The sequence below is a fragment of the Bhargavaea massiliensis genome (assembly GCF_050480245.1).
GTDB lineage: Bacteria > Bacillota > Bacilli > Bacillales > Anoxybacillaceae > Anoxybacillus.
In genome coordinates this window covers 1-15,069 of sequence record NZ_JBCNEQ010000048.1, presented here as the reverse complement: position 1 = coordinate 15,069, position 15,069 = coordinate 1, and the positions used below count along the sequence as shown (strand labels likewise).

General features: G+C 39.6%; 11 protein-coding genes and 1 pseudogene. 6 read left to right on the top strand and 6 right to left on the bottom strand.

Annotated elements, in window-relative coordinates; translation table 11 throughout:
• Positions 1-181: 181 nt before the first annotated feature.
• From ABEV15_RS09755 to cstA, 3 genes are all read left to right on the top strand, one after another.
• Positions 182-1,927: a LytS/YhcK type 5TM receptor domain-containing protein gene (locus tag ABEV15_RS09755; protein ID WP_498853088.1), complete on the top strand. Its 1,746-nt coding sequence runs from the start codon at positions 182-184 to the stop codon at positions 1,925-1,927.
• A gap of 17 nt (positions 1,928-1,944) precedes the next feature.
• Complete coding sequence (locus ABEV15_RS09750) at positions 1,945-2,688, top strand: LytR/AlgR family response regulator transcription factor (protein ID WP_498853087.1); 744 nt, start codon at positions 1,945-1,947, stop codon at positions 2,686-2,688.
• A 146-nt stretch (positions 2,689-2,834) separates the two neighbouring features.
• The gene (gene cstA / locus ABEV15_RS09745; protein ID WP_498853086.1) at positions 2,835-4,652 is read left to right on the top strand and encodes a carbon starvation protein CstA; all 1,818 of its coding nucleotides are present in this window, start codon (positions 2,835-2,837) and stop codon (positions 4,650-4,652) included.
• A gap of 171 nt (positions 4,653-4,823) precedes the next feature.
• Here the strand turns inward: cstA and ABEV15_RS09740 are convergent, their stop codons facing one another.
• From ABEV15_RS09740 to ABEV15_RS09715, 6 genes and pseudogenes are all read right to left on the bottom strand, one after another.
• Positions 4,824-5,897 carry an ABC transporter substrate-binding protein gene (locus tag ABEV15_RS09740; protein WP_498853085.1) on the bottom strand — a complete coding sequence of 358 codons (1,074 nt, stop codon included), beginning with the start codon at positions 5,895-5,897 and terminating at the stop codon, positions 4,824-4,826.
• The gene (locus ABEV15_RS09735; RefSeq protein ID WP_498853084.1) at positions 5,894-6,673 is read right to left on the bottom strand and encodes an ABC transporter permease; all 780 of its coding nucleotides are present in this window, start codon (positions 6,671-6,673) and stop codon (positions 5,894-5,896) included. Before ABEV15_RS09735 ends, ABEV15_RS09740 begins: the two co-directional genes overlap by 4 nt.
• Positions 6,670-7,467 carry an ABC transporter permease gene (locus ABEV15_RS09730; protein ID WP_429632706.1) on the bottom strand — a complete coding sequence of 266 codons (798 nt, stop codon included), beginning with the start codon at positions 7,465-7,467 and terminating at the stop codon, positions 6,670-6,672. The genes ABEV15_RS09735 and ABEV15_RS09730 overlap by 4 nt, the downstream gene beginning before the upstream one ends.
• Before the next feature lies 1 nt (position 7,468).
• Entirely contained in the window at positions 7,469-8,524 is a 1,056-nt protein-coding gene (locus ABEV15_RS09725) for an ABC transporter ATP-binding protein (protein WP_498853083.1), read from the bottom strand.
• An 80-nt stretch (positions 8,525-8,604) separates the two neighbouring features.
• A pseudogene (locus tag ABEV15_RS09720) lies at positions 8,605-8,814 on the bottom strand (Ger(x)C family spore germination C-terminal domain-containing protein); the annotation flags it as partial.
• 18 nt (positions 8,815-8,832) lie between these two features.
• Entirely contained in the window at positions 8,833-10,347 is a 1,515-nt protein-coding gene (locus ABEV15_RS09715; RefSeq protein WP_498853082.1) for an FAD-dependent oxidoreductase, read from the bottom strand.
• Between the two features lie 140 nt (positions 10,348-10,487).
• Between ABEV15_RS09715 and ABEV15_RS09710 the strand changes: the two genes are divergently transcribed.
• The 3 genes from ABEV15_RS09710 (at position 10,488) to adhE (ending at position 14,873) form a co-directional block, all read left to right on the top strand.
• Entirely contained in the window at positions 10,488-11,780 is a 1,293-nt protein-coding gene (locus tag ABEV15_RS09710) for a DUF8451 domain-containing protein (RefSeq protein WP_498853081.1), read from the top strand.
• A gap of 81 nt (positions 11,781-11,861) precedes the next feature.
• Positions 11,862-12,089 (top strand): hypothetical protein, encoded by a 228-nt coding sequence (locus tag ABEV15_RS09705; protein ID WP_429634988.1) that lies wholly within the window; start codon positions 11,862-11,864, stop codon positions 12,087-12,089.
• A gap of 180 nt (positions 12,090-12,269) precedes the next feature.
• Positions 12,270-14,873, top strand: coding sequence for a bifunctional acetaldehyde-CoA/alcohol dehydrogenase (adhE, locus tag ABEV15_RS09700; RefSeq protein ID WP_498853080.1), 2,604 nt, complete (start codon positions 12,270-12,272; stop codon positions 14,871-14,873).
• Positions 14,874-15,069 lie beyond the last annotated feature (196 nt).

Here is a 15,069-nt window from a genome sequence, read left to right as displayed (position 1 = left end):
CAGGGATCTAAAGATTCATGTTGGTAGTTTTTTGAACTCTCAAGATTTTATAAAAATCTAATATGAACGTTTTTGTGTGAAGTAAAAATACTTTCATTTGTTTTTTAAATAAAGTGTTCACTCGTATTTAATCATAATAGCTTAATTTTGCTCATCAGTATATGATTGGGAGCGATAAATCATGACCGAATTGATACCTCTAATGGTTGAACGAGTTGGTATATTAGTTATGCTCGCGTTTTTATTATCAAGAATGAAATTCTTTCGTCAAATGGTAGACCATAAACACGAGTTAAAAGATAAGCTCATTTTAATAGGGATATTTGTATTATTCGGTATAGTAAGTAACTATACTGGTGTTGCTATCTCGGGAGGAACGATTACTTCTCACGGATGGCAGCTTCGTTTAGAAGAAGGAAGTGCAATAGCTAACACAAGAATTATGGGAGTTGCTATTGGAGGACTATTGGGTGGTCCAATTGTTGGGATTGGAACGGGAATCGTAGTTGGCTTACATCGGCTAACTTTAGGAGGATATACAGCTGTTGCGTGTGCTATTTCAACAATATTAGCTGGATTTGTAACAGGATTTATTGGAACGAAATTTAATATTCGTCAAGAGTCTTCGAAATGGAAAGCGGTAATCATTGGAGTTCTAATCGAAGTGACTCAGATGGGTATTATTTTAATAGTGGCTAAGCCTTTTGACTCTGCTCTTCATTTGGTGAAAGTCATTGCCCCATCAATGATTTTAATTAACGGTTTAGGCATGTTTTTATTTGTACTACTTATTCAAGGGATTTTATTGGAAGAGGAAAAAACACGAACTCTTCAGACGCATAAAGCTCTATATATAGCTGACCAAACTTTACCGTATTTTAGAAAAGGATTAACTGTTGAATCAAGTAAGAAAGTGGCGGAGTTAATGTTGCGTCACACCGAAGCTGATGCGATTTCCATTACAGATTGTAATCAAGTGTTGGCGCACGTTGGAGTGGGAGAGGACCATCACATACCGCAGTCACCCCTATCGACGACATTGACTAAACGTGTGCTTGAACAACGGGAAATTTTAAAAGCAACCTCTTCGGAAGATATCCAATGTTCTCAAAAAGATTGTCCATTAAAAGGAGCCATTGTATTGCCGCTCAATTCACATGATAAGACGGTCGGGACACTCAAGCTTTATTATACAGATCCAAATCGTTTGGACTTAGTACAACAAGAGCTAGCAGAAGGGCTAAGTAAGTTATTTTCAACTCAGTTGGAGCTAGCAGAAGCTGAATTTCAACGTAAACTATTAAAAGATGCCGAGATTAAAGCTCTACAGGCACAAGTTCATCCACACTTTTTATTTAACGCAATTAATACTGTGTCAGCTTTGATCCGAACGGATGCAGATCAAGCTCGTAAACTTTTATTACATTTAAGTACTTTTTTTCGAAGTAATTTACAAGGAGCACGGCAACACTTGATTCCTTTAGAGAAAGAGCTTGAACACGTAGAGGCGTATTTAGCAATTGAACAAGCGAGATTTCCTGGCAAATATACTATTCATATAGAAATTGATGCAGAGCTTTATAACGTCTTGATCCCCCCTTTCACATTACAACCATTAGTTGAAAATGCAATGAAACATGCTTTCTCAAAAGGATTTAAAGGGAAATGTATTGTGAAAGTGAAAGCGTTTTTAGAAGGCGATAAAGTTATCATCGTGACAGAAGATAATGGTAAAGGAATTCCAGAAGAATTAATTAAAAAGCTCGGTCATAAAACAGTTGCTTCAGTAGAGGGGACTGGAACAGCGTTGTGGAACATAAAAACAAGGATTGAAGAGATTTATGGAGGAGAAGGAGTCTTCAAAATAAAAAGTAAATTGGGTGTTGGTACAAAGGTGTTCATTATTATTCCACTCACACGGTCATAAAAGAGAGGGAGATTGGAATGTTAAAAGTTTTTATTGTTGATGATGAGCCTTTAGCAAGAGACGAGATGGCTTATTTGTTGAAAAGAACAAAAGAAGTCGAAATTGTTGGAGAAGCGGATTGTATTTATGAAGCGTTGACACAAATCGAATCGATCAAAGTTGACGTTATGTTTATTGATATACAGTTAGCTGATGATAGTGGACTCGTTTTGGCGAAAAAAATTAACGAGATGGATGATCCCCCACAAATTGTTTTTGCGACTGCGTATGATGAATATGCACTCGAAGCTTTTGAATTAAATGCCATAGATTATATTTTAAAACCTTTTGAGGAGCAACGTGTACATCACACCATAAAAAAAATACTAAATCAACGTAGGCATGTAGCGAGTGAAACAAAAGGAGCTACTCAACGAGCAAGTTCATTAGTAAAATTAAACAAAGTAGCCTTAAATGTGAACGAAAAAATTGTTATGGTTACAATTACAGACATTTTGTATATTCGTACGCAATTAGGTAGCACTATTATTGTGACAAAGAAAGGTTCGTATGAAGTAAATGAGCCATTAATTGGATTTGAGCGAAAGCTGAAAAACACTTCGATCGTAAGAGTTCATAGAGCATATTTAGTCAACTTGGATAGAATTGTAGAAATTGAACCTTGGTTTCACTCTACATACAACTTGATCATGGAAGATGGAGAAAAAATTCCAGTCAGTCGTACGTATGTGAAAGATTTAAAAGAATTCATTGGGATTTAAAAGTGGATTATTTGAATTTAAACAGCTTTATTTTGTTACCCATCCTCTAATTACGACATCTTAAATTGAAAACAAGAATGAAAACGCTATCTATGCTAATATATAAATACATTTAAAATGAATATTATGAAAGGGGATGGGATGAAATGAATGCGGTTACAATTGTGATTGGAACGATGTGCTTCCTAATGATCGCATACCGTTTGTATGGGACATTCATGGCGGTCAAAGTCATGAAACTGAAACAATTGGATGAGAAGAGGGAAACACCAGCGCATGAATTAAATGATGGAAAGGATTATGTTCCAACGAATAAATGGGTAACGTTTGGTCATCACTTTGCAGCCATTGCAGCTGCTGGACCGCTAGTAGGTCCTATTTTAGCGGCACAGTTTGGGTATCTTCCAAGTTTAATCTGGCTTTTAATTGGAGCAGTTATCGGAGGAGCTGTGCATGATGCGGTAGTCCTTTTTGCATCTATGCGTAAAAAAGGAAAGTCACTTTCAGAAGTGGCAAAAGAAGAGTTAGGACCGGTTGCTGGGTTTTGTACGGGTTTAGCTATGTTATTTATTATTACGATTACTATGGCAGGATTATCCATGGTGGTGCTTCATGCCCTAGAACGTAATCCATGGGGAACTTTTGCGGTGGGTATTACGATTCCAATTGCTATGGGAGTCGGTCTATTTTATAAAAAGACAGGAAATTTAAAACTTGCTAGTACTGTTGGCTTTATTCTTTTAATGATCTGTGTTTTTCTAGGCCCTTCTATACAGGAAACAGCATTAGGGCAATGGTTAACATTTGATTCAAAAACGTTGGCAATTATATTACCTATATATGCTTTTTTTGCAGCATCCTTACCAGTTTGGTTGTTACTAGCACCGCGTGACTATTTAAGTAGCTTTATGAAAATCGGTGTATTCATTGCATTAATTATTGGAGTTTTCATTATTAACCCAACGGTTCAAATGCCGGCATTGACTCAATTTATAGATGGTGGAGGTCCAATTATTGCAGGTCCTGTTTGGCCATTTATTTCTATTACAATTGCTTGCGGTGCGATTTCAGGCTTCCATGCATTTGTCGGTTCAGGGACTACGCCTAAAATGCTTGATCGTTGGCAAGATATTAAAATTGTTGGGTTCGGAGGCATGCTTGTTGAATGTTTAGTTGCAATCATGGCTTTAATTGCGGCAGTTTCGCTACAGCCTGGTGACTATTTTGCAATTAACTCATCGCCTCAAGTGTATCAAAAGTTAGGAATGTCAACTGTACATTTAGAAGAACTTAGTGAGCAAATCGGTTTAGATCTAGAAGGAAGAACAGGTGGAGCAGTCTCTTTAGCTGTTGGAATGACTTATATTTTCACCAGCATTTCTTGGTTTAGTGATTTAGCTTCATACTTTTTCCAGTTTGTGGTTATGTTCGAAGCTGTCTTTATTTTAACAGCAATTGATGCTGGGACTCGTGTTGCCCGCTATTTAATTCAAGACTTTTTCGGTGAATTTTATAAACCGTTGAAAAGGGTAGATTGGTTGCCGGGTAACATTTTTGCAAGTGCCTTAGCATGCCTTGCTTGGGGTTACTTATTATTTTCAGGGGATATTGGTTCAGTTTGGGCTTTATTTGGCGTCTCAAATCAATTAATGGCTTCCATTGGACTAATTGTTGGGGCGACTGTTATTTTGAAAGTAGCTACTAAACGTCGTTATATGCTTACATGCTTAGTTCCGCTCGCCTATCTTTTTGTCACAGTAAATGTGGCAGGATATTGGATGATTACGAATGTTTATTTCAATCCACAAGCAGCTGGATATAATGTTGTGAACGGTGTGTTATCTATCATCATGTTATGTCTAGGGTTTATCATTTTCATTACAGCGTTTAGAAAATGGATTAAAATTTGGAACGACCCAAGCCTGCGAGTGGACGATGTTTTATCAACACGTGTGGCGAGTTAAATGATAGTGAACTGTATTTTCAACTAGCAGAATCAAAAAATAGTTACGAATGTTTGTATGATCATCATAACTAAAGGGTTTTGCAGTTATAAGTAAAAAAGCGGCTGAATTCAGCCGCTTCAGCTTGTCGACAAAGTCGACAAGCTGAAGGGATGGCTTTTTCGCCATCCCTTATTTGCGATGCATTTTAAACTGTAAAAACAATTCATTGTAATACGCAAGCATGCTTTTACCGAGGTTTTCATATACTTCAAGCTTATCAGCAAGCTGTTCACTTGGATAAAAACGTTCGTCTTCAACAATCTCTTTCGGCAAGTATTCAAGCGCTTTTTTATTTGGTGTCGAGTAGCCGACGTATTCGGCATTTTGGGCAGCGTTTTTCGGATCAAGCATAAAATTGATAAATTGATGTGCTCCTTCAATGTTTTTCGCTGTCTTTGGAATGACCATATTATCAAACCATAGATTTGTTCCTTCTTTTGGGATGACATAATCAAGCCGTTCGTTTTCCCACATGATTTCTGCCGCATCCCCTGACCAAACGATACCGATCGCTGCTTCTTCATTTGCAAGAAGCATTTTAATTTCGTCACCAACGATCGCTTTTACGTTTGGCGTTAGCTTATCGAGTTTTTGTTTTGCTTGTTGTAAATGAGCCTTGTTCGTATCATTCAGGGAATAATGCAAACTATTTAGCGCCATGCCCATAATTTCGCGTGCGCCATCGACAAGCAAAATTTGATTTTTAAACGATGGATCCCATAAATCGTTCCAACTTGTAATTTCTTTTCCACCAAGTAGTGCGCGGTTATAGACGATGCCGACTGTTCCCCAAAAGTAAGGAATGGAATATTCATTGCCCGGATCGAATGACAAGTTCAAAAAACGCTCATCAATATAGCGTAAGTTTGGGATTTTCGAATGATCGATCGGCAACAATAACCCTTCCTCTTTCATTTTGCTGATGGCGTATTCTGACGGCACAGCGACATCAAATGTCGCACCGCCTTGGGAAATTTTCGTCATCATCGCTTCATTTGAATCAAACGTTTGATAAATGACTTTGAGACCTGTTTCTTTTTCAAATTTTTTAATAAGCGCAGGATCAATATAATCGCCCCAGTTATAAATCGTTAACGTGTTGTTTCCTCCATACCCTTCGGATGATTCGATCGTTTTTGTCACATAAAGCAAACTAAAAGCAATGAGCCAAACAAGCAAAAAAAGCGACAGTACTTTTTTCATTTTTTTCCCCCCTTTACGCTAGCACGTTGTGTCATTATGTAATACACAACGACGAGGAAAAGCGTAAATAAGAAAAGAAGGGTAGATAAAGCGTTAACGGATAAAGAAATCCCTTGGCGTGCACGTGAATAAATTTCGACAGATAATGTTGAGAAACCATTTCCTGTTACGAAAAACGTGACCGCAAAGTCATCAAGCGAGTACGTGAGCGCCATGAAAAAGCCGGCAAAAATGCCTGGTGTAATGTATGGGAGGACGACTTTCGTTAAGACGTTCCATTCGTTTGCCCCTAAATCGCGTGCTGCGTCAATTAATGTTGGGCTCATTTCTTGTAGCTTCGGTAATACCATTAACACGACAATCGGGATGCTGAAAGCAATGTGCGACAAAAGAACGGACGTAAATCCGAGTTGAATGCCCGCAATCGTAAACAAGATTAGAAACGATGCCCCAATAATAACGTCAGGGCTGACAATTAAGATGTTATTTAACGTAAGCAACGTTTGCTTCCAACGATGCTTCGCATAATAAATGGCGATCGCTCCTAAAACGCCAATGATTGTCGCAAGCGATGACGATAATAAGGCGATAATAATCGTATGCAAAACGATAATAAGCAAGCGTGTATCAGCAAACACTTCCTTATACCAGTCAAGCGTAAACGATTCGAAATGATGCATCGTTCCGCCGCTGTTGAACGAGTAGTAAATTAAATAAAAAATGGGCATGTATAACACGAAAAACACAAACGCTAAATAGAGGCGAGAAATTTTCATTGTCTCACCCCCCATTTTTTATTTCCTGTTAAAGCCATGGTGCCGGCCATGGCAATCATTAAAAAGACAGCGATTGTCGCACCCATTCCCCAGTTTTGCGTCACGAGAAAATGCTGCTCGACAGCGGTGCCGAGCGTAATGACGCGGTTTCCAGCGATTAATCGCGTCAACATAAAGAGCGAAAGCGACGGAATAAATACCGCCTGGCACCCTGCTTTGACGCCATCGAGCGTGAGCGGAAAAATGACGCGACGAAATGTCGTCCATTCGCTTGCCCCTAAGTCGCGCGCTGCATCGATCAAAGAAGGGTTCAATTTTTCAAGCGAGTTAAAAATCGGCAAAATCATAAACGGAATAAAAATATAAACAGATACGAAAACAAAACTGAAATCTGTAAACAATAATTGTTTTGTCCCGATGCCAATCGCTTCAAATAGTGCATTGACCGCCCCATACGTGCCAAACAAACCGAGAAAGGCGTATGCCTTCAACAATAAATTGACCCATGTCGGTAAAATAATAAGCAATAACCATAGCTGCTTATGCTTCGTTTTCGTTAACAAATAGGCAGTCGGATAAGCAATAAGAAGTGAGCATGCTGTAATTAAAAATGCATACCAAAACGAATTTAATGTCATTCGTAAATAAACTGGCGTAAAAAAAGTTTGATAATTGACGAGCGAGAAATGTCCTTCGATATCGAAGAACGAATAGTACACAATAAGAATAATCGGCGCAATGACGAACAAACCGATCCATAACCAATAGGGGATGGCATAAGCGTATCGGCGCATGTTATTCCCCCCCACTTCTTTTCATAACATGAATAGCTTCTGGCTCAAAATGGAGGCCGATTTCTTCCCCGATATCCGCCTTTTTTGTCGAGTGAACGAGCCACTCGTTACCATATGCATCATAACAACAAAGCTCATAATGTACACCGCGAAATAAAACAGAATCAACACGCACGCGCAATTTGCCACGTTCAACAGTTGTTAATTCTAAATCTTCAGGGCGAATGACAATATCGACTCGTTCATTTTTCGCAAACCCGCGATCGACGCACGTAAATTGTTGATTCGCAAACTCTACAACGAAGTCATCAATCATCGTCCCGACAATAATGTTTGACTCCCCGATAAAATCAGCGACAAAGCGATTGACGGGCTCATCGTAAATGTCTTTTGGCGTGCCGCGTTGTTCAATTTTTCCTTTGTTTAACACGAAAATTTCATCAGACATCGCAAGCGCTTCTTCTTGATCGTGAGTGACGAAAATAAACGTAATGCCAAGCCGTCGTTGTAATTCGCGCAACTCATATTGCATTTCTGTTCGTAGCTTTAAGTCGAGAGCGGAAAGCGGTTCATCTAATAAAAGGACATCGGGCTCGTTGACGATCGCGCGGGCGATAGCGACACGTTGTCGTTGTCCTCCTGACATTTCATGAATAGCACGTTGCTCATATCCTGCTAAGTTTACGAAGCGAAGCGCTTCTTTTACTTTTCGTTCAATGTCTATCTTTGGCATTTTTTTTATATGCAATCCAAAAGCGACGTTTTCAAAAACATTTAAGTGGGGGAAAAGCGCATAGTCTTGAAAAACAGTATTCACTTGCCGCTTATTTGCTGGAATGCCATTTATCCGCTTGCCATGAAAATAAATGTTGCCTTTCGTCGGTTCAATAAAACCAGCGATTAAGCGAAGAATAGTCGTTTTTCCACATCCAGAAGGTCCAAGGAGGGTATAAAACTTTCCGCGCTCGATTTCAAAACTGACGTCATCAAGCACAGGAGGATCATCATCGTATTGTTTTGTGACATGTTCAAAGCGAATGATGACGCGATCTTCCATCTTTTTTATCTCACCTCATTTTTCGTATGTTTAAGTTTATTATGAATGATCGGCCTATATTGAGCAACTTTTTTTCGCTATTAGAGAACGCCATAATTAACGATTTCAACGGTCAGACGAATGTTGACGTCCGCCTTCGCAAATGCTTTTGCCCAGCTTTTTTGTTTTTTAAACTGCTTGTATTCATAAGCGCGCGCATATAAGCCAAATCCGATCGGATCGACTTCATATTTCTGCAGTTTTTTGACGATCGATTCAAGCTGTTTTTGTATTTCTTTTGCGAGCAATTTTTCAACTTTCTCCTTTCATTATACATCCCCTTCAATCCGCTGGAGCGGTTCGATGGCAGGTCCTTCTAAAACTTTTCCGGTAAAACAAAAGCGAGAGCCATGACATGGGCAATCCCAAGAGTGTTCACTGTTGTTCCATTCAAGCTCGCACCCCATATGTGTACAAGTCGTGTCGACGACATAAAGCGTACCTTGTTCGTCGCGGTATGCACCTGCCCGTTTTCCGTCTACATTGACTACAGCTCCTTCTCCTGGCGATATGTCGCGAGGGGTACGAAGGGCGTATTCAAGCTTTCCGGTTAAGAAATGTTTCGCGACATCGATTCCTTCTGTCACGAAGTTTTGAAGTGATGGATGGGCGATAAATCGTGACGGCGTAAATAGATGGGCATAGCTGTTCTCTTTTTGCAACGTTAAATCGGTTAAAAGGTGGGCTGCGACAGTGCCTGTCGTCATTCCCCACTTTCGATATCCTGTCGCGACAAGCACGTTTGGATAACTAGCACGGACAGGGCCGATGTAAGGAAGATGATCTAACGTTACTAAGTCTTGTGCCGACCAACGATATAATACATTTGATAATCCAAACGTGTGGTTACAAAATGACTGTAATGCTTCGTAATGTTGCATCATGTTTGTTCCTTGCCCGACTTTATGCGACTCGCCTCCAATCAAGAGAAGCGGTCTGTTGTTCAGCACGGCAAATCGAAGCGAGCGCTTTGGCTCATTTGCGCTTAAATACATGCCTTGCAATCGTTCATGCGACTCGACTGCAATAACGTATGACCGTTCGGCATGTAAACGTGCAAAATAAAAAGAAGGATCAAAAAATGGAAAGTGAGTACAAATGACAACGGTGTCACAAGTGATCGTTGCTCCATTTTTCGTTTGTACAACCGGTCTTGTCGATGTCTCAATATGTTGTGCAACGGTTTGTTCATAAAAAGATGCCCCATGTTTGACAGCGAGTTCCACTAATGTTTTTAAATAATGGAGCGGATGGAATTGCGTTTGGTTGCGCATCATGATTGCACCTTGAACGGAAAAAGGAAGCGACAGTTGGTCGACATATGCTCCGTCAATGCCGATCGTTTCATACGCTTTCCATTCCGCCTCAAGCTTATATAATTGCGTTTCTTCAGTCGTATATACGTATGCATTTTCTAGCGATAAATCGCAATGGATATCGTTTTCTTTTACTGTTTGCAAAATAAACTGTATTGCCTCGCTATTTGCTTCGTAATATTGACGAGCGCTATCCTCACCGAAGTGAGCAATCAGCTCATGATAAATAAGATCATGTTGGGCAGTTATTTTTGCTGTCGTATGCCCAGTTGTGCCATGACATAGCCGATTTGCTTCGATGACGGCGACACGCACGCCTTGTTTAGCGAGCAAATAAGCGGTTGTAATACCTGTTATTCCTCCACCAATAATCGCTACATCCGTTTTAATCGGCTTTGTCAAAGGCGGAAAGGATGGTATTGTTGTTGCTTGTAGCCAATACGATTGGGACAACCTTGGTAAAGACATGACTTCATTCCTCCATACCCATATTTTTCTTAATTTACCCCAAACGGAAAAGTTTATGATGAACATTTATAAAGATGATAAAATGGAAATAGACGAATATAGAAATGTTTTTACAACATAACGTAAGAGGGAGAGTTAAAGTGAATAAAGATGCAAGTGTTCGTTTACAAGATAATATCGTCTTAGAACATTACGGGCTGAATGAATTGCATTTAGAATCTGTTCGCCATTATCGTGAGCAATTTGCGACAGTCAAGCCAAACCACCCATGGAACGGTTTAGAAACGAAAGATTTTTTATATAAGATTGGAGCATGGGGAAAAATACGAAACACAAGCAAAGAGGGTCTCACACTCGCAGGGCTTCTTATGTTTAGCGAAGAGCGAATGATTACAGAAGTTTTACCACAATACTTTCTTGAATATCGTGAACATGACGATAATCATATGCATTGGACAAATCGTTTTACTTCACAAGATGGAACGTGGTCGGGAAATATTTATGATTTTTATTTTAAAGTAATGAACGAGCTAAAAGATGGATCAGAAGCTGAAAAAGAAGCTATGCATGAGGCGCTCGTTAATGCGATTGTTCATGCCGATTACAACGGTGATGGGGGCATTATTGTCGAACGGCAACGCTCATACGTGCAATTTTCTAATCCTGGGCTTTTCGGTATTCCTTTAGAACAAGCATTTAGCGGCGGTGTCAGCCATTTGCGTAATCCGAATGTGTTTAAAATGTTTATTTACATTCATTTTTGTAAACGAGCTGGAGTCGGTTTGAAAACGATCGAAACGATTTGTTTGCAACAGCCTGTCATTGATCAATACGATTTCCAGGAACGGACGGTTATTACATTACCAATCGTGTCCTTTCCAGAAAGACATAAACAAGACGATGATCTAGAGATGATATGTGATTGGTCAGACAATTTAGAGCTAGCCGACTCCATAAATAATGACGCAAACTCCTATAATAGCGGCCAAAACTCCATAAATAGTGAGTTAGAGTCCGTAAATAAAGAGTTGGAGTCCGTAAATAAAGAATCGAACTTCGTAAATAGTGGACCTAACTCCGTAATTAGCGGAAATAACTCCTATAATAGCGACCAAAACTCTATAAACAATCTAATCAACTCCATAAATAATGAAGAAGAAACGAATATCGATCAAGAGCTCTGGAGTATTGCTGAGATTGCGCGTAAGAAAAAAAGGCTTGCACCGGCAAAGATGGAAGAAGTCATTTTGCAACTATGTGCCCATCGGCCATTAATGTTAAAAGAATTAGCTTATTTATTAGATCGAACGCCAGACGGGCTGCGCAACAATTATTTAGGAAAGTTATTGGCTGAAGGGAAAATGCACTTAAAGTATCCAAATCAACTAAACCACCCAAAACAAGCGTATATAACAAATAAGCAATATTCATGATTTGTTCAATATTTCACAATCTCTAATAAAGAAAATAATGTTACAATAATGGTAACAAAAGAAAAGTTGAGGTGACGGATGATGCTTGTATGCGAATGGAGAAACTTTTCAACAGATGCAGAAACATATACATTGGAGCTATTTGAAGAAATGATTGGCGATGAATTTGAAGCAATGATGTTTGAAGATGATCAAGATATTCCTTCTTATATATGGACGGTTAACTACGTCGTGATCGTTAAGCGAAATACGCGCATGTACAACGATATTTCGTTTGCAAAGATTCCACGCAATCCAGTGTGTGAGTAACCGCCTTCTCTATAAGAAGCGGTTCTCTTATACAACATATTTGCTCAATATTTCACAAAGTTGACACACACAAACAAGCTTACCCTCGTTATAATGTGAATGTGAAAACAATCACATTTTTATTTTCAATTAACTTGTGAAAAACTTCACAAGGACAATACAGGAGGGAGAGGGTCTTATATGGCTGTTGATGAAAAAGTATTAGACCAAAAGAAAGAAGTTACAAAAATGATCGATACGCTCGTCGCGAATGCGCAAAAAGCGTTAAAAGCGTTTCGTGATTACGATCAAGAAGCGATTGATCATATCGTCAAGCAAATGGCGTTAGCTGGACTTGACAAACATATGTATTTAGCGAAGTTAGCGATTGAAGAAACAAAACGTGGCGTGTATGAAGATAAAATCATTAAAAACATTTTTGCGACAGAATATATTTACCATAACATTAAATACGATAAAACAGTTGGCGTCATTCGCGAAAATGAACAAGAAGGTATTATTGAAATTGCTGAGCCTGTTGGAGTCATCGCTGGAGTTACACCAGTAACAAACCCAACATCAACAACGATGTTTAAAGCGCTTATTTCAATCAAGACGCGCAATCCAATCATTTTTGCGTTCCACCCATCTGCGCAAAAATGTAGCAGTGAAGCAGCACGTATTTTGCGCGATGCAGCCATTGCTGCGGGTGCGCCAGAACATTGTATTCAATGGATTGAAACTCCTTCTGTCGAAGCAACGCAACAATTGATGCATCACCCTGGTGTTTCGCTTATTCTTGCGACAGGTGGAGCAGGCATGGTGAAAGCGGCATATAGCTCAGGAAAACCAGCATTAGGGGTTGGACCTGGTAACGTGCCTTGTTATATTGAAAAAACAGCAAATATTAAACGCGCGGTGAACGACCTTATTCTTTCAAAAACGTTTGATAACGGAATGATTTGTGCATCGGAGCAAGCGGTCATTATTGATAAAGAGATTTATGATGCGGTGAAAAACGAAATGATCGCAAATAAGTGCTATTTCTTAAACGAAGAAGAAAAGAAAAAAGTTGAAAAGCTTGTTATCAATGAAAATACGTGTGCAGTCAATCCGAATATTGTCGGTAAACCAGCGTATGAAATTGCAAAAATGGCAGGCGTTGATGTACCTGTTGATACGAAAATTCTTGTAGCCGAATTAAAAAGCGTCGGTCCACAAGAACCACTTTCTCGTGAAAAACTAAGTCCAGTGTTGGCGTGCTATAAAGTAAACAGCACAGAAGAAGGATTAAAGCGGGCAGAAGAAATGCTTGAATTTGGTGGACTTGGCCACTCCGCTGTCATTCATTCAGAAAATCAAGAAGTCATTCTTGAATTCGGTAAGCGAATGAAAGCAGGACGAATTATTTCGAACGCACCATCTTCACAAGGGGCGATCGGTGATATTTACAACGCATACATTCCGTCATTGACGCTCGGTTGTGGTACATTCGGTGGCAACTCTGTTTCAACAAACGTCGGTGCGACACATTTAATTAATATTAAAAAATTAGCGAGAAGGAATGTAAACATGCAGTGGTTTAAAGTTCCACCAAAAATTTATTTTGAAAAACATGCGACACAATATTTAGCGAAAATGCCAAACATCTCACGTGCCTTTATCGTTACAGACCCAGGTATGGTGAAGCTCGGCTATGTCGATAAAGTGTTATACTATTTGCGTAAACGTCCAGATTATGTGCATTGCGAAATTTTCTCAGAAGTGGAACCAGATCCATCGATTGAAACAGTGATGAAAGGTGCCGACATGATGCATGCGTTCCAGCCAGACGTCATCATCGCCCTCGGCGGTGGTTCGGCGATGGACGCAGCGAAAGCGATGTGGTTGTTCTATGAACATCCGAATACAGACTTTAACGGCTTAAAACAAAAGTTTTTAGATATTCGTAAACGCGTCTTTAAATATCCAAAACTCGGTCAAAAAGCGCAATTTGTCGCGATTCCAACAACATCTGGTACAGGTTCAGAAGTGACATCATTTGCGGTCATTACAGATAAGAAAAATAATGTGAAATATCCGCTTGCTGATTATGAATTAACACCGGATGTCGCCATCGTTGACCCACAATTTGTGATGACGGTGCCAAAACATATTACAGCGGATACAGGTATGGACGTATTGACGCATGCGATTGAAGCGTACGTATCGAACATGGCGAACGACTACACAGACGGATTAGCACTAAAGGCCATTCAACTTGTGTTCGAATACTTGCCACGCGCATATAAAAATGGAAACGATGAAGTCGCGCGCGAAAAAATGCATAACGCGTCAACAATTGCGGGTATGGCATTTGCGAACGCATTTTTAGGCATTAACCATAGTTTAGCGCATAAACTTGGCGCAGAATTCCATATTCCGCACGGACGTGCGAACACGATTTTAATGCCGCATGTCATTCGTTACAACGCGCAAAAACCGAAGAAGTTTACAGCGTTTCCGAAGTATGAACATTTCGTAGCTGATGAGCGTTATGCTCAAATTGCTCGCCTGCTCGGCTTGCCAGCGAAAACGACAGAAGAAGGAGTAGAAAGCCTTGTTCAAGCGATCATTAAGCTCGCAAAAGAACTCGACATGCCATTAAGCATCGCGGCAACAGGCGTCAGCAAAGAAGAGTTTGAAAGCAGAGTCGAACAACTTGCTGAATTAGCTTTCGAAGATCAATGTACAACAGCCAACCCAAAATTACCATTAGTCAGCGACCTCGCTGACATTTATCGTCAAGCGTATAAGGGAGTTTAGTAACTAAAAAGTTTTTCCATTATGAATAACAAGGGGTGTTCCGTTGCTTTTGGAACGCTCCTTTTTCATTATAACTTTTTATAATGAATGTTGCGGAAAATACGGATATACACTTTTTTTCTTTTTTATAATTTAATAGCGAACCGATCGGTGACGTACAAAATTACGGGAAAAAGGAGCATTCCTGTTAGAAAGG

Coding starts and splice junctions, on each gene's coding strand:
- ABEV15_RS09730 (WP_429632706.1), bottom strand. CDS start 7,467: ATGCGCCGATACGCTTATGCCATCCCCTATTGGTTATGGATCGGTTTG.
- ABEV15_RS09705 (WP_429634988.1), top strand. CDS start 11,862: ATGCTTGTATGCGAATGGAGAAACTTTTCAACAGATGCAGAAACATAT.
- ABEV15_RS09735 (WP_498853084.1), bottom strand. CDS start 6,673: ATGAAAATTTCTCGCCTCTATTTAGCGTTTGTGTTTTTCGTGTTATAC.
- ABEV15_RS09755 (WP_498853088.1), top strand. CDS start 182: ATGACCGAATTGATACCTCTAATGGTTGAACGAGTTGGTATATTAGTT.
- ABEV15_RS09740 (WP_498853085.1), bottom strand. CDS start 5,897: ATGAAAAAAGTACTGTCGCTTTTTTTGCTTGTTTGGCTCATTGCTTTT.
- ABEV15_RS09750 (WP_498853087.1), top strand. CDS start 1,945: ATGTTAAAAGTTTTTATTGTTGATGATGAGCCTTTAGCAAGAGACGAG.
- ABEV15_RS09715 (WP_498853082.1), bottom strand. CDS start 10,347: ATGTCTTTACCAAGGTTGTCCCAATCGTATTGGCTACAAGCAACAACA.
- adhE (WP_498853080.1), top strand. CDS start 12,270: ATGGCTGTTGATGAAAAAGTATTAGACCAAAAGAAAGAAGTTACAAAA.
- cstA (WP_498853086.1), top strand. CDS start 2,835: ATGAATGCGGTTACAATTGTGATTGGAACGATGTGCTTCCTAATGATC.
- ABEV15_RS09725 (WP_498853083.1), bottom strand. CDS start 8,524: ATGGAAGATCGCGTCATCATTCGCTTTGAACATGTCACAAAACAATAC.